Source organism: Veillonella sp. VA137 (assembly GCF_003992015.1).
Lineage (GTDB): Bacteria > Bacillota > Negativicutes > Veillonellales > Veillonellaceae > F0422.
Genome location: NZ_RQVK01000008.1, coordinates 73,366 through 93,917 on the forward strand (window position 1 = coordinate 73,366; position 20,552 = coordinate 93,917).

Genomic DNA, 20,552 nt, shown 5'->3' on the forward strand with positions numbered 1-20,552 from the left:
TGAAAGGAGTTTTGTATGAAAACACAAAGTAAACGTTGGATGCTAGGAGCTGTTATGGTAGGTGTTATCGCGTTTGGTCAAACTGCGTATGCGGCACAAGATCCGTTAATGTTACCAGAGCAAGAAGGCTTACAAGTTATTTCAGAAATACAAGCTAAGATTACAGTGGAAAGTCCCAACTGGGAAGTAAAGCAAGTGGTGGATACCTTTGCTAACTATGGTCAAGATCATAGTAAACAATTATTTGAATTACAAACACACCAAGTTATCTCTGCAGGGCAATTGGATGTGATTAATGCATTGTATTATATGAATGTGCGGAAAAACTTTTACATTGAAAGCCATCGCTGGAAAAAGGATAGCTACGGAAGAAAAGTATTAAATAATTTATATGCAGATTACCAAAATTATTTGAATAGTCATCGCTATGTGCCAGCCAATGAAGTGGATACTTATAAAGAAGAGTTCTTAGGAATTTTAGCTCGTCATGCTGAGAGAGTGCACAATGATGAATTGCGTACATATATGAATGAGATGGTTATCTTTGGTTTAGAACAAGCCATGAAAGATCATAATCCTTCTGTAAAAGAATACAAAGGTAAATAAGCATTAGCCTACTCGTTATAGAGTAGGCTATTTTTTTGACAAATTATATAAGTTATGATTTAATATAAAAGTATTATAATTAGTATAACTTCTTAATAAAATGTATTAAAGAATGGAGAAATGGCATGAGTGAAATCGCTAAGCAGGTCCATCCTGTTGACGAAATGTTACCCCTATCTAAGTTGTTTTCCTATGGATTGCAACACGTATTGGCTATGTATGCAGGGGCGGTAGCTGTTCCTATCATTCTAGCAAATGCATTAGGCTTACCTACGCAGGATTTAATTCGCCTCATTAATGCTGATTTATTTGCCTGTGGTATTGCCACACTGATTCAAACCTTGGGAGTAGGATCTGTGGGTGCACGCATTCCTATGATTCAAGGGGTTACCTTTGCATCAGTAGCACCTATGATTATTATCGGAACAGAACATGGTTTACCAGCTGTGTATGGCGCTATTATAGTGGCAGGAATATTTACTTTTTTCATCGCCCCTTATTTTAGTCGTCTTATTCGATTATTTCCGCCGGTGGTAACGGGGACTATCGTTACGATTATTGGCATTAGTTTAATGCCCGTAGCGATTATGTGGATCGCTGGTGTCAATCCAGAAGATCCGAACTATGCGAGCGCTACTAACTTGTGGCTATCCGGGTTAACCTTACTCATCGTAGTGTTAGTGAATCGATTTGCTAAAGGATTTGTAAGTAATTTGTCAGTTCTTATTGGGTTATTAGGTGGAACTATGATTGCCTATGCCTTAGGGGAAGTGAATTTTATTGAGGTGAGCCAGTCCGACTGGTTAGGCTTAGTGACACCACTTGCTTTCGGTATACCTACCTTTGATGTGAGTTCTATCATCGCCATGCTTGTGGTAATGTCTGTTTGTATGGTAGAGACCACAGGAGACGCCATTGCCATAGGTGAAATCGTAGATAAAAAAGTGGACAAGAAAACACTAAGTTCTTGTTTACAAGCGGATGGGTTGTCTACTTGTATTGGTGGCGTTTTAAATAGTTTTCCTTATACGGCATTTGCACAAAACATTGGCTTGATTGCAGTGACTAATGTGAAAAGCCGTTTCGTGGTAGCTACATCTGGTGTGATCTTAATGGTCTTAGGATTGTTCCCTAAATTGGCTGCCGTGGTAGCATCCATTCCTAGCCCAGTGCTTGGAGGTGCAGGGATTGCTATGTTTGGTATGATTATTGCTAGTGGTATCCGTTCATTAGGAAAGGTTGAGTATGAGGATAATCATAACTTAGTGATTGTGGCTTTAAGCATTGGTGTGGCTATGATTCCTATCGGAGCTCCTCAGTTTTATCATAATTTTCCACCTGCTGCGAAGATTATTTTTGAAAGCGGCATTACCTTTGGCAGCATCTTAGCTGTTGTATTAAACATGGTCTTTAACGGACTAGGTCATACAGATACAAAAGAATAATTGCTTTCACCTGTAAAGGGCTCTGAAAGAATGAGCACGTCTCTAAAGAAAATGCGTTGGCTATTTCTCAAGATGACGTGCTTTTTATTATAGATTTACTGCGTAAACGTGATATAATAAGAACTATATAGGTATTTTTAAATATAATAATCTAAGGAGATATAATGGACGCAAAAATTATTGCTATTTCAATTAGCAGAGCAAAAGGACAAAAGAAAACAAATATCCCTGAAGCGGAGTTAGTAGTCAATCATGGTATTGAAGGAGATGCTCATGCAGGCCCGTGGCATCGTCAATTGAGCTTGCTTGGTATTGAAAGTATCGAATTAATGCGTAGAAGTGGGGCTGATGTGAACCCTGGAGATTTTGCAGAAAATATTACTGTAGAAGGATTGACTTTATTCCAATTACCAGTGGGCACTAAATTAGCCTTAGGTAAAACGATTGTAGAAGTGACTCAAATCGGTAAAGAGTGCCATCAAGGTTGCGAAATTATGCAACAAGTAGGAAGTTGCATTATGCCTACACAAGGAATTTTTGGCCGAGTTCTAGAAGGCGGAAAGATTCAAGTAGGCGATGCAGTTCGTATTGTTGAGGAGCCAGTCAATGCGTGATAGCCAAGGGCGTGTTATTGAGTATGCACGTATCTCCTTAACGGAAGCGTGCAACTTTTGTTGTGCCTATTGTCGTCCTCAGGAGATTACAGAAGCTATGGCGCCTGTGTTGCCTCCAAGCTTTTGGTTGCCTTTGTTAGAGGCGTTGCACTTAGGAGGCGTCAAAGCTTTGCGCTTAACAGGGGGAGAGCCCTTATTGTATCCACATCTATATGACTTGTTAGAGCATATACAGGAACGCCAATGGTTTACCGATATTTCTATGACTACAAATGGTAGTCTATTAGAAACTCAGGCGAAACGTTTATTTATAGCAGGGGTACAGCGATTAAATATTAGTTTAGATTCTGTGGAAGAAGAGGGTTTTGCCAAAGCTGTAGGTCGTAATGGACAATTAGCTGGCGTGCTTCGTGGTATAGATGCTGCAAAGACGGCGGGTTTTCAAAATATAAAAATCAATACTGTAGTGCAAGCACCATTTTCTGACAAGGAAGTGGAAACCTTGTTGCATTATGGAAAAGAATGGGATGTGGTGTGGCGATTTATTGAATATATGCCATTCCAAGGGAAACAAAGTCATGTGCCTACCTTTGGAGAGTGGAAGGCACAGATTGAACGTATTGTGGGATCTGAGTTAATGCCGGTTACAGATAGATTGGGATTTGGACCAGCTCAATACTTCCAATTGCCAGATGGACAACGAATTGGCTTTATTTTTCCTTTGTCCAATCAATATTGCTCCTCGTGCAATCGCATTCGTTTCACTGCTGATGGCTCACTACGCTTATGTTTGTTACGTGATGACGATCTAGACTTGCGTGGACTTATACAAAATGGCGGAACGCCACACACTATATTGCATTGCATTGAAGAGGCATTACAAGGTCGATATGCGAGTCATGATGGAAATTCCATTGAAAAAGTGGAACGTCCTATGTGGCGTATCGGCGGTTAGGAGTTATGATGAAAGTAGAATCTTTTGGACAACTACAAACAGGCCAAGAGGCTCATGTCTATACAATAGAAAATGATGTACTGCAAGTACAAATTAGCAATTATGGTGCTACCATTGTCGCTGTCTATGATAAAGTGTTGCAGCGCCATTTAGCATTGGGCTATGATTCTGTACAAGAGTATGAAACAAAGCATGGACAACTAGGTGCTACTGTAGGGCGTGTGGCGAATCGTATTGCCAATGCTGCCTATACGTGGAATGGTACAGTTCATCAGCTAACAGCTAATAATGGCCCCAACTTATTACATAGTGGCAAAGGCAATATTGGACATCGTCTATGGGATGTAGTGGAGGAAAATTGTACTGATACAGTGGTACATCTATCGCATTCTATTACATCTGAAGAAGATGGATTCCCAGGTGATCTCTATGTAGAAGCGGTGTTTAAATTAGTAGAACAGACGTTAGTAGTCACGTATGCCTACACAACTTCAGAAGATTCCTTTGTGAATTTGACGAATCATGTATACTTCAATTTACATGGAGAAGGTGACTTATCGAACCATGTATTAGAATTAGGTGCTCAGCAGTATATGCCATTTGGAGACCACCAAATCCCGCGATTGGAACCGGCGTCTGTGGATGGAACACCATTTGACTTTAGAAAAGGAATGGATCTTCAAAAAGCGTTGGAGTATTATGCTGATGATTTAAGTCAATATAAAGGATATGATCATGATTTTCTAACGGCTCCAGTAGAAGGACATAGTACAGAAGATTCTGTTGTGCCTTTTGCAGTGTTGCAAGGTAAGGATGTGACAGCGGTATTCCATACAGATGCGCCACACTTTCAGGTATATACAGGGAATTGGTTAAACGAAGATGGCCGAGAACGCCATTATGGCAGTCATGCAGGCATTGCCATTGAGCCACAATTTGTGCCGAATGATATTAATATGAATGGTGAAAGCAAGACTAAAGCAGATGCAGTCTATGAAAGAACAATTGCCTATTCATTCTATCATCGATAGGCGTATTTACTAGTAAGGAGACAAGGGTCGAATGAAATCATTTATTTACCATAATCCAACCAAAATAGTGTTTGGCAAAGACTGCGTGAAGGAATCACTAACAGCTGAATTAAGTCACTATGGAACACGAGTGCTACTTACCTATGGTGGAGGTAGTATTAAAAAGAATGGTATTTATCATACGGTAAAAGAAGCCTTACAACAAGCAGGTAAGGAAGTGTTTGAGTTAAGTGGTATTATGTCAAATCCACGAACTACGAAAGTGCGTGAAGGTATTGCCTTATGCAAAGAACATACTATTGATTTTATTCTAGCCGTCGGTGGTGGTTCTGTTATTGATTGCACTAAATTCATTGCAGGTGGTGCTACCTTACCAGATACGGTTGACTTTTGGCAAACTTTCTTTTTAGACCATCAGCCTGTGATGGAGGCATTGCCATTTGGTGTAGTATTAACTATGGCAGCTACTGGCAGTGAAATGAATAATGGTGGTGTTATTACAGATTGGGAAACACAGAAAAAATTAAGCGGTTATGGACCGGCTTTGTTTCCACAATTTTCTATGTTAGACCCTACCTATACCTACACGTTACCGAGAGAGCAAGTTGCCTATGGCATCGTAGATATGTTGTCCCATTTATTGGAACAATATGTATCTACACCTGATGATGATAATTTGACAGATTCTGCCATCGAGGGAATTTTTAAAAATATCGTGCGCAATGGCAGAAAATCCATGGAACACTTAGAAGATTATGAAGCTCGTTCTAACATTATGTGGGGGGCTACCTTAGCCTTGAATCGTTCCTTAGGATTAGGCAAAGATCAAGACTGGATGACGCATGCCTTAGAGCATGCCCTGTCAGCTTTTTATGATATTCCTCATGGCGCAGGTCTGGCGATTATGCATCCAGCGTATTTGCGTTGGATTTTGCCCAATGCTACAGCGCGGTTGATGCGTTTTGCTAAGGAAGTGTGGGGCATTGAACAAGGCACTATGAGTGATACAGACTATGCATTAGCTGGTATCGAAGCCTTAGAAGCATATTTCAAAGAAATAGGGGTGCCATCTACTTTGGAAGAAGTAGGGATTCCAAAAGAATCCTTATCGGATATTGCTAATAGTTGTGTTCGTTATCCTACAGCATATAGTAATCTTACACCTAAGGATGCGTTAGCTATCTATGAAAGTGTCTATAAAAAATAGGGTAAACTCCATGTGTGTCGTACAAGTATAGGCTTTCACATTGACATTTACAAGAGAAGTCAGTATAATTATAGCTATTGTTAATAAGAAATTTAAGTAACTTTTTCATAAGGGAGGCAGTGTCATGTGGCACTGTTTTCTGTATATGAGGAATAGAAATGGAGAGACATACATGGCAGAGGTAAAAGAAACCTTACTTACAGCCGAAGGGTTGAAGAAGCTGGAAGAAGAATTAAATTATTATAAATCTGTACGTCGAATCGAAGTGGCAGAGCGTATTAAAATTGCTATTTCCTACGGTGATATTTCAGAGAACTCTGAATATGATGATGCGAAAAATGAACAAGCTTTCATCGAAGGTCACATTATTGAATTGGAAAATAAAATTAATACGGCTAAAATCATTGATGAAAATGTAAAAGGCGATACAGTGACAGTAGGTAGTAAAGTAACTTTGTTAGACGAAGAGTTTAATGAAGAATTAGACTACACTATTGTAGGTTCTTCTGAAGCAGATCCTTTCAACAATCGTATTTCTAATGAATCCCCTGTAGGCGTGGCGATTTTAGGAAAAGCGAAAGGTGACAAAGTAGAAGTGAATACACCAGATGGTATGGTGAGTTTCAAAATATTAAGCATTCAATAAGGGTAAAGAAGTATAAGGAGGCCCCTCATGAGCGAAGAAAAACATGTGCCAGAACAATTGGATTTAAACGATCAAATGTTGGTACGCCGCGAAAAGTTGGCGCAATATGAAGAGGATAATATCTATCCATTTGGACAACGATTTGTTGTTCAACATAAGGCACTCCAAATTAAGGATGAATTCCGTGATTTTGATGGTCAACCAGTAGTGATTGCTGGTCGATTGATGACAATTCGTTCTCATGGTAAAACAGCCTTCGCTAATTTGCGCGATTTATCTGGCGATATTCAAGTATACTTCCGTAAAGATGTTATGGGAGAAGAGGATTACAAATATGTAAAAATGCTTGATATGGGAGATATTGTAGGTATCGAGGGCCATGTGTTTAAAACACAAAAAGGCGAAATTACAGTGAAAGTCAACAAATTGACTTTATTGTCTAAATCCCTTCGTCCATTACCAGAAAAATGGCATGGGTTGAAAGATACAGAACTTCGCTATCGCCAACGCTATGTGGATTTAATTGTAAATCCAAGCGTTCGTGATACATTTGTAAAACGTACGAAAATCGTAGCGAAAATTAGAGAGTATTTAAACAGCAAGCAATTCATGGAAGTAGAAACTCCTATGATGCATGCTATTCCGGGCGGTGCGGCAGCACGCCCATTCATTACGCATCATAATGCCTTAGACATTGATATCTATATGCGTATTTCCCCTGAATTATACTTAAAACGTTTGATCGTTGGCGGTTTAGAGCGCGTATATGAAATTAACCGTTCTTTCCGTAATGAAGGCGTATCTATTCGTCATAACCCAGAATTTACTATGATGGAATCCTACCAGGCCTATGGTAACTTTGAAGATGCTATTGCATTGACAGAAGGGGTTGTTTCCTACTGTGCACAAGAAGTACTTGGTACAACAAAAATTAACTACCAAGGCATGGATATTGATTTGACTCCACCATGGAATCGCATCACTATGCAAGAAGGTATTAAACAATACACTGGGGAAGACTTTGATGCTATTGAAACCTTGAGTGAAGCACGTGCAATTGCAGATCGCTTAAATGTAGAATATGGTGAAGCCGATGGTATTGGTAAAATCATGAATTTGTGTTTTGAAGAATATGTAGAAGAAAACTTGATGCAACCAACTGTAGTATATGGACATCCAGTTGAAATTTCCCCACTAGCAAAACAAAATCGTGAGAAACCATTGACTACAGAACGTTTTGAAATCTTTATTTATGGTCGTGAATTGGCAAATGGCTATTCCGAGTTAAATGACCCAATCGATCAAAAACAACGTTTTGAAAATCAATTAAAAGAACGTGAAGCGGGTGATGATGAAGCCCATCGTATGGATGAAGACTTTGTCACAGCTTTGGAATACGGTTTGCCGCCAACTGCAGGTTTGGGTATCGGTATCGACCGTCTAGTCATGTTCTTAACGGACTCTGCATCCATTCGTGATGTATTGTTATTCCCTCTCATGAAACCAGAAGCGGTGAAAGTAGAAGAGGAAGAAACAGCAGAAGAATAATATATGTATACGCACAGGATGTTGTGAGGTGCGTAGATGGACAGCGACTAAACAGAAATGAGTTTGGTCGCTGTTTTGTTATCCTTTCAGAGATGGAGAAAGGGTAAGGGGAAATTGCCCAAGTAAATGCCTATTAAGGTAGAAAAGTAATAGCAAATGTGCTAATATTAAAGGTAGATTAATTAAGTACTTAAATGAATTCTATGAGGTCATGATTATGTTGGATTTAAAATTTGTCCGTGAGAATATTGAAACGGTACAAGAAAACTTAGATCGTCGTCATACAACAGGCGACCTAGCTAGCTTTGTGAAGTTCTACGATGAAAGACGCGCTATCATCCAAGAAGTAGAACAATTGAAAGCAGTGCGTAATGCAGTAACGGCAGAAATCAGCCAATTAAAACGCAATAAAGAAAATGCAGATGATAAAATTGCAGAAATGCAACGTGTAGGTGATGAAATCGGTGCATTGGATACTAAATTGCGTGACGTGGAAACAGAATTACAACAAGTGGCTTTGATGTTACCTAATATGTGTGATGCTTCTGTACCAGTAGGGGCTGATGAAAACGAAAATATCGAACAACGCCGTTGGGGTACGCCTCGCTCTTTTGACTTTGACGTAAAAGCGCATTGGGACCTAGGAGAATCCTTAGGAATTTTAGATTTTGAAAGAGCTGCTAAAGAAAGTGGTGCTCGTTTCACTATTTACAAAGGGATTGGTGCACGATTAGAACGTGCATTGATTAACTTTATGTTAGATATGCATGGTAGTGCTGGCTTCACAGAGATGATGACGCCTTACATTGTCACTCGTGAAACTTTGACGAATACAGGTCAGTTGCCAAAATTTGCTGAAGATATGTATAAAGTGGAAGGGGAAAATTACTTCCTCATTCCGACCGCAGAAGTTACATTGACAAACTATCATGCCAATGAAATTTTGTCAGCTGATGAATTGCCTAAATATTATACAGCATTTACAGCTTGTTTCCGTGCCGAAGCAGGGTCTGCTGGCCGTGATACACGTGGCTTAATCCGCCAGCATCAATTTAATAAAGTAGAATTAGTGAAATTTGCAAAACCAGAAGAATCTTTTGCAGAATTAGAAACGTTAACAGCGCAAGCAGAAAGTATTTTGCAAGTGTTAGAATTACCACATCGTGTTATTACATTGTGCACAGGTGATATGGGATTTGGTTCTGCTAAAACGTACGATATCGAAGTTTGGATGCCAAGCCAAGGGGTATATCGTGAAATTTCTTCTTGCTCAAACATGACGGATTTTCAAGCACGTCGTGGTAATATTAAATTCCGTCGTGAACAAAAAGGTAAACCAGAATTTGTACATACATTAAATGGATCTGGTTTAGCTGTAGGTCGTACAGTGGCTGCGATTTTGGAAAATAATCAAGAAGCAGATGGCTCTGTACGCATTCCAACAGCGCTTCAACCATATATGGGTGGTTTAACTCATATTCATCCAGAGGCTTAGAAAGGAGTCCGCTATGAAATTCTTCATTGATACAGCTAATTTTGATGATATTAAAGCAGCCTATGAAATGGGCTTTATTGCAGGGGTAACAACAAACCCGTCTTTAATCGTGAAAGAAAAACGTGACTTACACGAAGTGATTCAACAAATTGCTGATCTTGTAGAGGGACCAGTGAGCGCAGAGGTCATTGCTACAACAGCACCAGAAATGGTGAAAGAAGCCCATGAATTAATTAAGTTGGGTGATAATGTAGTGATTAAAGTGCCAATGACAGCAGAGGGGTTAAAAGCAGTAGCTGTGCTTTCTAAAGAGGGAATTAAAACGAATGTAACATTAATTTTCTCCGCTAACCAAGCTTTGTTGGCAGCCCGTGCAGGTGCTACCTATGTAAGCCCTTTCGTTGGTCGAGTAGATGATATTTCTATGGACGGAATCCAATTAATCGAAGATATTGCTGAAATTTTTATGATTCATAATATTTCAACAGAAATCATTGCGGCTAGCGTTCGTACGCCTATGCATATGACACAATGTGCCAAAGCAGGTGCACATATTGCTACAGTACCGTTTAATGTGTTACAACAATCTTTAAAACATCCATTAACAGATGCAGGATTAGAACGTTTTCTAGCGGACTGGGAAGCAGCCAATAAATAGTAGACACAAGTGGGAGGGTCAAAATGGATCGCACATTAGCCTTAGAGTTTGTTCGTGTTACAGAAGCAGCGGCATTAAAAAGTGGTCGTTTATGTGGTCGTGGAGCCAAAGATGCAGCGGATCAATTAGCTGTTGATGGCATGCGACAAACCTTCGATACAGTGCCAATTTCTGGTACTGTTGTGATTGGAGAAGGTGAAATTGATGAAGCACCAATGTTATATATTGGTGAACGTGTTGGGGCAGGCGGAGAAGAAGTAGATATCGCCGTAGACCCTATTGAAGGCACGAATCTAATTGCAAAAGGTCAAAATGGTGCCATTGCTGTATTGGCCATTGCACCAAAAGGCGGTTTATTGCATGCTCCAGATATGTATATGGAAAAATTGTGTGTAGGACCACGCGCCAAAGGTGTAATCGACTTGAATGAATCCATGACTGAAAACTTGCGCCGTGTTGCCGCAAAAATGGAACGTGCTATCGATGATTTAACAGTCGTTATGTTGGATCGTGAACGTCACCAAGGGTTGATGGATGAATGTCGTGCTGTCGGAGCTCGTATTCGTTTAATTACAGACGGTGATGTAAACCCAGCTATGGAATGTGGTTTAGAAGGCTCTGGTATTCACATGGTTGTAGGTACTGGTGGAGCTCCAGAAGGGGTACTGGCAGCGGCTGCTTTAAAATGTACAGGTGGGGACATGCAAGCTCGTTTAAAACCAGCTACAGATGAAGAAATTCGTCGTTGTCATGAAATGGGTATTACTGACCTTAACAAAGTATTGACCATCGATGATTTAGTAAGTGGTGATGATGTTATCTTCTCTGCCACAGCCATTACAGAAGGCAATGTATTATCTTCTATTAAATACTTCCCTGGTGGTGCTCGTACTCACTCCGTAGTGATGCGGTATAAAACGGGAACCGTTCGTTTTGTAGATACTATCCATCGATTGGATAAAAAATTATCTATGAAAGTAAAATAAATAGAATACACATAACTGTTATAGAAAGGACCGTCTAAAGGCGGTCTTTTTCTTGCGTATAGAGGAAAGATTTAGTATACTAGAGTATGAATGTTTGTCAGTCAAAACATGTTTGAAAGGTGATAGGGTATCACCGTTAAACGATAACTATAAATAAGATTAGGAGGAATTCAGTTGGAAAAGCTTATTATTCAAGGAGGTACACCTTTAGAAGGTCGTATTCGAGTAAGTAGTGCAAAAAATGCGGTACTACCAATTATTGCAGCGACTTTATTGGCGTCTACTCCAAGCACCCTGCTTGAAATTCCAGATTTGGAAGATGTTCATACTATTTGCGATGTGATTGCATCCCTTGGTGTGAAAGTAACAAAAGATGGAGAAAATATTACTTTTGATGCGTCTACAATTTCTGCTACTGAGGCGCCTTATGATCTAGTGCGTCGTATGCGTGCTTCCTTTTTAGTGATGGGACCTTTATTGGCGCGCAAAGGAGAAGCTCGTATTGCCTTACCAGGTGGTTGTGCGATTGGTAGTCGTCCAATCGATTTGCATTTAAAAGCTTTTGAAGCACTAGGTGCGACTATCACTATGGGAGAAGGTTTTGTAGAAGCAAAGGCTCCAGAAGGATTAAAAGGTAATTTAATTTATTTAGACTTCCCAAGTGTAGGGGCCACTGAAAATGTAATTATGGCAGCGACTTTTGCAGAAGGCAAAACAATCATTGAAAATGCTGCAGAAGAACCAGAAATTGTTGATTTAGCTACCTTCTTAAATAGTATGGGTGCTAATATTCGCGGTGCTGGTACAGATGTGATTCGTATTGAAGGCGTCAAAGAATTAAAAGGTGCTGTGCATACAGTGATTCCAGACCGCATTGAAGCGGGTACTTATTTAATTGCTGCAGCTATGGCTGGTGGCGATGTATATGTAGAAAATGCCCTTTCGGAGCATTTAAAGCCAGTGGTAGCTAAGTTAAAAGAAGCTGGTGTTACGGTAGAAGAAGATATTGATGGTATTCGTGTTATCAGTAATGGACAGTTGAAAGCAACATCTATTAAAACCTTGCCATACCCTGGATTCCCTACAGATATGCAGGCTCAATTTATGGCTATGACGACGATTGCCAAAGGTACAAGTACTGTGATGGAAACAGTCTTTGAAAATCGTTTTATGCATGTGGATGAGTTGAAAAAAATGGGTGCTTCCATTGAGGTAGATGATCGTAAAGCTATCGTAACCGGTGTTGAACAATTGGTAGGTGCTGAAGTAGAAGCGACTGATTTACGTTGTGGTGCGGCTCTTGTGTGCGCAGGCTTAGCTGCTTCTGGGGTGACCAAAGTGGGGCAATTGACGCATATTGATCGTGGCTATGATAATTTAGTTACAAAATTAAAAGGAATAGGTGCTAACATTGTTCGGGTGGACGAGTAAGCCAAAACAGCCTCAAACTAGAGAGGATAGACGGAAACAACGTCGTGTACGTAGAAAACCAATAGGAACGACTACCAAGCAAACGTCCTTTAAGCGCGAAAGTCGCTCTCTATCATTTCTTGAAAAAATGAGCCTTCTATGGACTACTGATATTGGTATCGATTTGGGTACCACTAACGTAGTGATGTATGTCAAAGGCCGAGGTATAGTTTTAGATGAGCCAGGGTTTGTGGCTTGTGATACAAAGACTAGAGAAGTGATTGCCGTAGGTCATGAAGCGCGAGCCATTTTAGGTAGGACGCCAGAGGGCATTGAAGTGATTCAGCCCTTAAAAGGGGGCGTCATTGCCGATTATGATACAACGGCTTATATGTTGCGTTACTTTATTCGTCGTGTAGTGCCTGTATCTGGGCTAATTCGATCCCGTATGATTGCTTGTGTTCCCTCCAGTATTACACCCGTGGAAAAGCGGGCTGTTTTAGAAGTGCTCTTACAAGCAGGAGCTCGTAAAATAGTGCTTATGGAAGAACCCTTAGCAGCGGCTATTGGCACTGGCTTAGATAAGGCTGAACAAGTGGGCGCTATGGTGGTCGATATAGGCGGTGGTACCACAGATATTGCTGTCATTTGTGATTCTGGCGTGGTAGTCAGTGAAAGTTTACGCATCGGTAGCGATACCTTTGATGAAGCGTTACTACAATACATGAAGCGGAAGAAAAAGCTTCTTATAGGTCCCTTGACGGCAGAAGATCTAAAAATTGAAGTGGGTACCGTAGATCCAAGATCTGGAGAGGAACGTGCTATCGTTAGAGGTCGGCACAGTGTGACAGGATTACCGCGTGCTGTGGAAATTACCTCAAAAGATATGAAGTTTGCTTTGGATAGACCTGTGCAAGATATTATTGAAGGGATTATTGGTATTTTAGAAAAAACACCGCCAGAGTTATTAGCGCAAATTAATGATCATGGTATTATCTTGACCGGAGGAGGCTCTTTGCTTCGTGGCTTAGATCGTATGATTACAGAAAAAACGGGGCGTCCTGCTTATGTGGTGGAGCATCCTAGATATTCTGTCATTTTAGGTACAGGAAAAGCTTTATCAGAGTTGAATCAGTTGCGAGATACCTTGGAAGAATTGCGATAGTATATGCTTGTATTCATGATTCTTTCATATAAGGGGTATATACTATAGCTAGTAAAAGTGATAATGTGCAAAGTGCACTGTTTTACTAGGAATTAATTGTTCGAACTCTTGAAAATATGATATACTATACATGGAAGAAAAATGTAGGAGGTGTATATATATGAAAAAAGTTTTTCTATATAGTTTGGGGGTATTGTTAGCAGCATTATTTGTGACAGCTACGGCAGAAGCAGCACCAGTGAATCATGAAACAGTGTTATCTGGTGAAGTAGTGTCTGTGGTCAGTGTAGGAACTTCTGTGAAAGAAGGAGATCCTTTGCTTACAGTGCAAACATTAGGGGGACCTATGGTAGCATCCCGTGCCACTGTGAATGGTGTGGTACAAACAGTCTCTGTGGAGCCAGGTGCTACAGTGGAACGTGGTCAAATTATAACAGTGATCAATAACTAATCATTAATAATCAATAAGAAGAGGCGATATAGATGCAATTACATCGTTTTTGGCGTCGGTACACGAAGGGTGTGCTGGCGCTCTTATTGTGTGGGGCTACTTTTACAAGTGCTCATGCAATAGAATTTATGAAAGTAGAAGATTTACATCGTGGCATGGTAGGACATGCGGATACAGTAGTACAAGGTGACAAGATTGATTCCTTCCAAGTTGAAGTTCTAGGGGTGATGAAACAACGTGGTCCTTCAGGAGATTTAATCTTGGTAAAAGTATCAGGTCCTATCATTGATGCATCTGGTGGTATTGTTCATGGTATGAGCGGTAGCCCTGTATACATTGATGGAAAATTGGTAGGTGCCGTTGCTTATGGCTGGGGATTTACAGATGGTACTTTGGGAATGGTCACACCGATCGATCAAATGGTAAAACTATGGGATGAGAAGTACCAAAAAGATTTACCAAATCCTTGGAAAGATACACAGTTGATTCCATTGGGAACACCATTGATGGCGGATGGCTATGATGAAGCCTCCCTATCGTATCTAGGTACAAAATTTAAGGATTTTGGTTATAAAGGATATGCTACGGCTAGTGATAGTACAGATGACATTGTGAAACCAATGGTGCCTGGTGGCTCCATAGCAGCGTTGCTTGTAAAAGGTGATTTGAAGATGGGTGCAGTAGGCACCGTTACTTATGTAGATAAGGATAAAGTGGTTGCCTTTGGTCATCCATTTGACAAACGGGGCTCTACTGGATACTTCATGAATAATTCTAGTATCTTTACTGTCGTAAAAAGTATGGACTCTGGTTTTAAATTGGGGTCCTTAGGTCGAGAAGTAGGTGTCATTACAGAAGACCGTGGGGCAGGTATTGCGGGTACTGTTGGGGTATTTGGGAAAGGTGTTCCTGTGCGCATGCAGCTTCGGGATTTAGATCGTGGAGTAGAGCGAAATGCAGCTGTGACTGTGGTGGAATCTTCTAAATTGACACCAACCTTAGTGGCTACCTCTGTGTATAGTTTACTGAATAAAACATTAGACCGTGTCGGTGGTGGTACGGCTAAGATCAATATTAAGATCACACCAGTAGATCCAAAGTTACCTACTTTAGAACGCCGCAATATGGTGTATTCTAGTAATTCCGTGTCTGAAAAATCCATCGATGAATTATTCGATATTGTAGAAAGCTTAATGAACAATGCTTTCAAAGACTATGAAATCCGTGATATTCAAGTGGATGTACAAGTGGAAGAAGCAAAACGTACAGCTACGATTATCGATGCTAGTGCAGACCAAGTTATTGTATCTCCTGGTGATAATATTGTAATTACTGCAAACTTACAAGCTTACCGTGAAGGAAAGATTCAACGAGAAATTATCTTTAAAGTGCCAGACGATCAAAAGCTAGGAAGCTATACGCTTGAAGTGCGTGGCGGTGGCGTTATTCCTTTGCCATATTTGTTTGAAAAACAAAAATATAATTTGACTGATGAAATTGTAGAGCGATTGAAAGTGCATAAAAACTTTGATGAATACTTCAAAGATCTCAGTGAAGATGATCAGAATAACCAAATTGTGGTAGAGTTTTTAGCCGACGATATCAGTATGGTGGAAGAGTCTGGGGACAAGGCGAAAAAGCAACGCTTAGAAGCAGATGAGGAAGATGTGGACGATGATGAGTTGCCAAATGGGGGAAAACATAAAAAAGGGTTGAAAGCATCTGATGACGACGAAAAAGAAAATAATGAAGCTACAAGAGTAGTAGTGGATTATGTTGTCTTAGGTGATGGACAGTTTACGGTACAAGTGGTAGATAAAAAAGATCGAGATCATTTACGTAAACAACGTATCAAAGAAAAACTTTCAAAGTTAAAAGAAAAAGTAAAAGCAGAAGAGTCAGACAAAAAGAAAACTAAATAGTCTCATCTGAAGAGAGCAGGAAGTGATACCTCATCATTTCCTGCTCTTATTTTTGAAAACTCTTATGGTACTACTGCACATTCAAAGAGTTTTGTGATATACTGAAAGTTGATACAAATACTCAGGAGGAATTATGATTTGGTTAACATGGATTGGTAAGCAAATAATCTTTTTCCTATCGCAAATAGGAGAGGCCATGCTGTTACTATGGAGGACCATAGGACAATTACCAAAAATAAATTGGAAGCTGACAATTGAACAAATGGCGCACTTAGGAGTGCATTCCTTGCCGATTTTATCACTGACTATGTTTTTTGCAGGCGCTGTTATGACATTACAAGTAGCGGATGTACTGATTCGTTATGGAGCACAGGGAACCGTAGGCGGTATTATGGCCATTGCCATGGGGCGTGAATTGGGTCCCGTTTTAGTGGGCGTTGTCTTAGCAGGTCGTGTGGGTGCAGCTATAACGGCAGAGCTAGGAACGATGAAAGTGACAGAACAAATTGATGCGCTTAAGGTGATGGCAGTGAACCCTATCGGATATCTTGTAGTGCCTCGTGTCGTGGCTTGTATGATTATGGTACCAATCCTGACATTTTATGGAGTTCTCATTGGAACTGGCGGAGGTTACTTAGTAGCTACCATGGTGAAAGGACTAGCCGGTTCTACCTACTTAGATTCCATACAAATTTTTGCTATCCTATCTGATTTGACGTACGGATTAATTAAATCCTGTGTGTTCGGAGCGGTGATTGCCTTAGTGGGATCCTATAAAGGAATGTACACAGATATGGGGGCGACTGCTGTTGGGTATGCTACTACTAGTTCTGTCGTAACTAGTATTATCTTAGTGTTTATATTAAATTACTTTTTATCAGTCTTATTATTCTAGGAGGACCTATGATTGAATTACAAAATGTGGTCCTAGCCTATGAGAATAGAACGATTTTAGACCATGTAGATTTAACCATCCATGATGGAGAAACCCTTGCTATTTTAGGGGGCTCTGGAGCGGGTAAAAGTACATTGCTCAAGTTGATTATCGGTTTGTTACGTCCTACTAGTGGCACCATTTTGGTCAATGGCGTAGATATTACGCAAATTGATGAAAATGAGTTCGACAAATTACGGCAAACTATGGGAATGGTCTTTCAATACTCTGCCTTATTCGATTCTATGAATGTAGGAGAGAATGTAGCATTTGGATTACGTCAACATACTACTATGAGTGAAGAGGAAATTCAGCGTACCGTAGCTAGAAAACTACGCATGGTAGGATTACCAAAAACGGAGCATTATATGCCTAGCGAACTGTCGGGAGGTATGAAAAAACGGATTAGTCTGGCTCGTGCTATTGCATTAGATCCAAATATCATTCTCTATGATGAACCGACTTCAGGATTGGATCCTATTACATCGGGAACTATTAGTCGTTTAATACGAAGTATGCAATCTCATTTGCAATGTAGCTCTATCGTGGTCACTCACGATATGAATTCAGCCTTTTTTGTGGCGGATCGCATTGCTTTATTAGATAAAGGAAAATTTATTGAAGTGTCACCAACGGAAGAATTTAGACATTCAAAGAATCCGAAGGTGCAGCAATTTATAGAGGGACGTAAATCTGTAAAAACAGAGATACAAGAAGAAGGAGATATGCCATGAAGTGGACAACAGAAGCGAAAGTAGGTCTATTTACTGTGGTGGGAGTAGTCCTATTTGCTGTTTGCATTGTGTTCTTAGGACGATTTGATATATTTGCAGCTCCTACCATGCATATTGCAGGAAACTTTCAATCTGTGACTGGTTTGAAAGAAGGAAATACAGTACGATTTTCAGGAGTGAAAGTTGGAAAAGTTAAATCCATGCAAGTGACTGATAAAGGGATTACAGTGTCTATGGACATTGACAAAGATGTAAAAATTCCTACAGATTCTGCGTTTACCATGGAAAGTGATGGTATTTTAGGGGATAAATTCATACAAATTACACCGGGTCGTAGTACTTTGTATTTAGATGACGGGGCTTTCATTACAGGGGATGGAAAAAGTGAAATTGATAAAACGATGGCACAAGCCACGAAATTAATGGAAGCGGCCACTACTACGTTACAATCTATGAACGGTATCATTGGAGATGAAAAAACACAAAGCGCCTTGCGGAATGCTTTGCAATCTACAGAACTGATTGCTCAAAATACAGCGAATTTAACGGCCCAAATGAATGCTATGTTAGCGAATAATAGTGATAATATTTCTGCCTTAACAGCAAATATGGTGGGTATTACGCGAAATATGGAATCCTTGACGAACCAAATGGATACGAATATGAAGCAATTTAATGCAGATGGTCAAGCTGGAACAGAGATGCGCCAAATTGTAAATAATTTAAAAACGACTACAGATAGCATTTCGAAAATGGCAGGTGCTATGGAAGGGGTTGTGACAGACCCTAAGAGTGCCGCCGATATTAAGGAAACCTTACATAATACAGCACAATTGACGACTAAGTTAAATCGTCTCACAGGAGGAGATGTGAAAGCAGGTTCTGATGGAAAAAAGTCGGATCTTAAGACGCAAATAGGAGCAGAGGTACTATATAATCCAGACGATAAAAAGGTTCGTACCGATGCGGATGTGCGCCTTATGCATAATGATGCCATGTATACTTTGGGGATTTCCAATCTAGGAAATGGATCAAATTTGGATCTCACCTATGGGAAACAAGTGTTAGATCAAGTATACTTACGAGGTGGACTATTTGATGGAAAATTAGGTGTAGGAGCCAATGTGGGCTTTGGAAAATCACTTTCACTATCAGGTGCGCTATTTGATATCCACCATGGTTCCTATCGGATTCGTTCGGACATTCAATTATGGAAAGATACTTATGCGGTAGGTCAATGGACTTGGTATGGTCGTGATCATCATCGTGTGAATTATTTTGGGTTAAGAAAGACATTTTAGGAGGACCTAATGAATACAAAAATAATGACAGTAGCAGCGATGTTAGCAGCCTATGCATGCACAGTAGGAGCGGCAGCGCCACAAACAGATACAGTGAAATTAGTGGAGTATCAACAAAAAGCGACGGCTCAAGCAGCAATGATGACGAAGGATTATAAAAATCAAGTGCAAACAAAAGGTCAATCAGTGTCGGTTACATTGCCACAATCCATCGCATTAGCATTGCAAAATAATAGAACCTTACATCAATCCCAATGGGATTATGAAGTGGCAGTAGCACAAGTAGGGGTTGCAAGAAGCGGCAAAAATCCAGCAGTAACCTATCAATATAGAGCTAACCATACAGGAAGTGAAACGAATGGTGTTAGCAAAACTGGCAATGCTTTTTATCATCAATTAGGGGTAGGATTATCCCTATTTAATCGCGCCTTGGATGCACAAATTGAAGCGGCTAAATATAGCCGTGATGGTAGTGGTGCTGCTTTGACCGAAGCGGCACAAACGGCAAAGTTAACAGCCACAACGAATTATTTATCCTTAATTATGTCTCGTAATAAAGTAAGTGTAGCGGAACAAACCGTTCGTGATTATGAAGAACATTTGAAAAATGCAAACTTACAATATGAAGTAGGTATTGTCTCTAAATCAGATGTATTAGCAACGAATACGAGATTAGCCAATGCCAAAACAGCCTTAGTAGAAGCGAAAAATGCGGCTAGTTTGGCAGAGGCAAAGTTTAATAACCATGTAAGCCTACCTGTATCTACACCAATTGTAACGGCAGATAAAGAATTAACCTATGCACCATATGGTATTTCATTGAAATCAGCTAAATCCTATGGAGTAGCACATCGTGGTAGTATTGTACAAGCCGCAATGGTAGTGAAATCAGCAGAAGAAAATGTGAGCCGTGCGGATGCATCAGATATTCCTACAGTGAATGCAAGCGCTAGCCGTGGAATGAAAGGAGCTCAATGGTCTGGAAACGATAGCAAAGACTGGTCTGTAGGCGCTACCTTATCTTGGAATCTATGGGATGGTGGACAATCTAAAGCCAATGTGAACGCTGCCAAAGCAAACTTAGAGAAGGCAAAAGAAGCCTACGCACAAACGATTGATACGGTGGAGTTACAAGTGCAAGAGGCATATTTAAATTTAAAAGCAGCAGAACAAAAAATTCAAAGTACGCATGCAGCAGTAGAAGCAGGACAAGAGGACTTCCGCATTAAAACATTGCGTTATCGTTCTGGAGTAGGCACTAATGTGGATGTGCTTGACGCAGAAACGGCCTTAGCTACAGCGCGTAATAATTATGTAGATGCTCTATATAACTATAACTTAAGCATGGCTACTTTAGAAAAAGCAATGGGAATTCCTGTAGAAGCCACAGTGGGAAGTGGCGCAACTATTGTGAATCAAGGATAGTGATCATACCGATATGAGG

The 20,552-nt window shown here is 40.2% G+C and carries 19 protein-coding genes; all 19 read left to right on the forward strand.

Annotated elements, in window-relative coordinates; all coding sequences use genetic code 11:
- Positions 1-15: 15 nt before the first annotated feature.
- The 19 genes from EO116_RS05405 (at position 16) to EO116_RS05495 (ending at position 20,533) form a co-directional block, all read left to right on the forward strand.
- Entirely contained in the window at positions 16-606 is a 591-nt protein-coding gene (locus tag EO116_RS05405; protein ID WP_127160965.1) for a hypothetical protein, read from the forward strand.
- A 125-nt stretch (positions 607-731) separates the two neighbouring features.
- Positions 732-2,051, forward strand: a complete 1,320-nt coding sequence (locus tag EO116_RS05410; RefSeq protein ID WP_127160966.1) for a nucleobase:cation symporter-2 family protein — start codon at positions 732-734, stop codon at positions 2,049-2,051.
- Between the two features lie 161 nt (positions 2,052-2,212).
- A complete protein-coding gene (locus tag EO116_RS05415) occupies positions 2,213-2,665 on the forward strand; it encodes an MOSC domain-containing protein (RefSeq protein ID WP_127160967.1) in 453 nt (150 codons plus the stop codon).
- On the forward strand, positions 2,658-3,620 hold the full coding sequence (locus EO116_RS05420; protein ID WP_127160968.1) for a GTP 3',8-cyclase MoaA: 963 nt from the start codon (positions 2,658-2,660) through the stop codon (positions 3,618-3,620). The genes EO116_RS05415 and EO116_RS05420 overlap by 8 nt, the downstream gene beginning before the upstream one ends.
- A gap of 8 nt (positions 3,621-3,628) precedes the next feature.
- Positions 3,629-4,651 carry an aldose epimerase family protein gene (locus tag EO116_RS05425; protein ID WP_164726079.1) on the forward strand — a complete coding sequence of 341 codons (1,023 nt, stop codon included), beginning with the start codon at positions 3,629-3,631 and terminating at the stop codon, positions 4,649-4,651.
- 31 nt (positions 4,652-4,682) lie between these two features.
- Positions 4,683-5,858 (forward strand): iron-containing alcohol dehydrogenase, encoded by a 1,176-nt coding sequence (locus EO116_RS05430; RefSeq protein ID WP_127160970.1) that lies wholly within the window; start codon positions 4,683-4,685, stop codon positions 5,856-5,858.
- 172 nt (positions 5,859-6,030) lie between these two features.
- Positions 6,031-6,504, forward strand: a complete 474-nt coding sequence (greA, locus tag EO116_RS05435) for a transcription elongation factor GreA (RefSeq protein WP_062401428.1) — start codon at positions 6,031-6,033, stop codon at positions 6,502-6,504.
- Positions 6,505-6,531: 27 nt separating this feature from the next.
- Positions 6,532-8,052, forward strand: a complete 1,521-nt coding sequence (lysS, locus tag EO116_RS05440) for a lysine--tRNA ligase (protein WP_009353797.1) — start codon at positions 6,532-6,534, stop codon at positions 8,050-8,052.
- 217 nt (positions 8,053-8,269) lie between these two features.
- Positions 8,270-9,547, forward strand: coding sequence for a serine--tRNA ligase (gene serS, locus EO116_RS05445; protein WP_009353820.1), 1,278 nt, complete (start codon positions 8,270-8,272; stop codon positions 9,545-9,547).
- 13 nt (positions 9,548-9,560) lie between these two features.
- Entirely contained in the window at positions 9,561-10,205 is a 645-nt protein-coding gene (fsa, locus tag EO116_RS05450; protein WP_127160971.1) for a fructose-6-phosphate aldolase, read from the forward strand.
- A gap of 23 nt (positions 10,206-10,228) precedes the next feature.
- Positions 10,229-11,191: a class II fructose-bisphosphatase gene (gene glpX / locus EO116_RS05455; RefSeq protein WP_062401433.1), complete on the forward strand. Its 963-nt coding sequence runs from the start codon at positions 10,229-10,231 to the stop codon at positions 11,189-11,191.
- A 174-nt stretch (positions 11,192-11,365) separates the two neighbouring features.
- A complete protein-coding gene (gene murA, locus EO116_RS05460) occupies positions 11,366-12,622 on the forward strand; it encodes a UDP-N-acetylglucosamine 1-carboxyvinyltransferase (protein ID WP_062401434.1) in 1,257 nt (418 codons plus the stop codon).
- Between the two features lie 127 nt (positions 12,623-12,749).
- A complete protein-coding gene (locus EO116_RS05465; RefSeq protein WP_164726080.1) occupies positions 12,750-13,766 on the forward strand; it encodes a rod shape-determining protein in 1,017 nt (338 codons plus the stop codon).
- 160 nt (positions 13,767-13,926) lie between these two features.
- A complete protein-coding gene (locus EO116_RS05470) occupies positions 13,927-14,217 on the forward strand; it encodes a biotin/lipoyl-containing protein (protein WP_127160973.1) in 291 nt (96 codons plus the stop codon).
- 32 nt (positions 14,218-14,249) lie between these two features.
- Positions 14,250-16,139 carry a SpoIVB peptidase S55 domain-containing protein gene (locus EO116_RS05475; protein ID WP_127160974.1) on the forward strand — a complete coding sequence of 630 codons (1,890 nt, stop codon included), beginning with the start codon at positions 14,250-14,252 and terminating at the stop codon, positions 16,137-16,139.
- A gap of 133 nt (positions 16,140-16,272) precedes the next feature.
- The gene (locus tag EO116_RS05480; protein WP_127160975.1) at positions 16,273-17,034 is read left to right on the forward strand and encodes an ABC transporter permease; all 762 of its coding nucleotides are present in this window, start codon (positions 16,273-16,275) and stop codon (positions 17,032-17,034) included.
- An 8-nt stretch (positions 17,035-17,042) separates the two neighbouring features.
- Positions 17,043-17,807, forward strand: a complete 765-nt coding sequence (locus tag EO116_RS05485) for an ABC transporter ATP-binding protein (RefSeq protein ID WP_127160976.1) — start codon at positions 17,043-17,045, stop codon at positions 17,805-17,807.
- Complete coding sequence (locus tag EO116_RS05490) at positions 17,804-19,108, forward strand: MlaD family protein (protein WP_127160977.1); 1,305 nt, start codon at positions 17,804-17,806, stop codon at positions 19,106-19,108. Before EO116_RS05485 ends, EO116_RS05490 begins: the two co-directional genes overlap by 4 nt.
- Positions 19,109-19,117: 9 nt before the next feature.
- The gene (locus tag EO116_RS05495; RefSeq protein WP_127160978.1) at positions 19,118-20,533 is read left to right on the forward strand and encodes a TolC family protein; all 1,416 of its coding nucleotides are present in this window, start codon (positions 19,118-19,120) and stop codon (positions 20,531-20,533) included.
- The last annotated feature ends 19 nt before the right edge of the window (positions 20,534-20,552 follow it).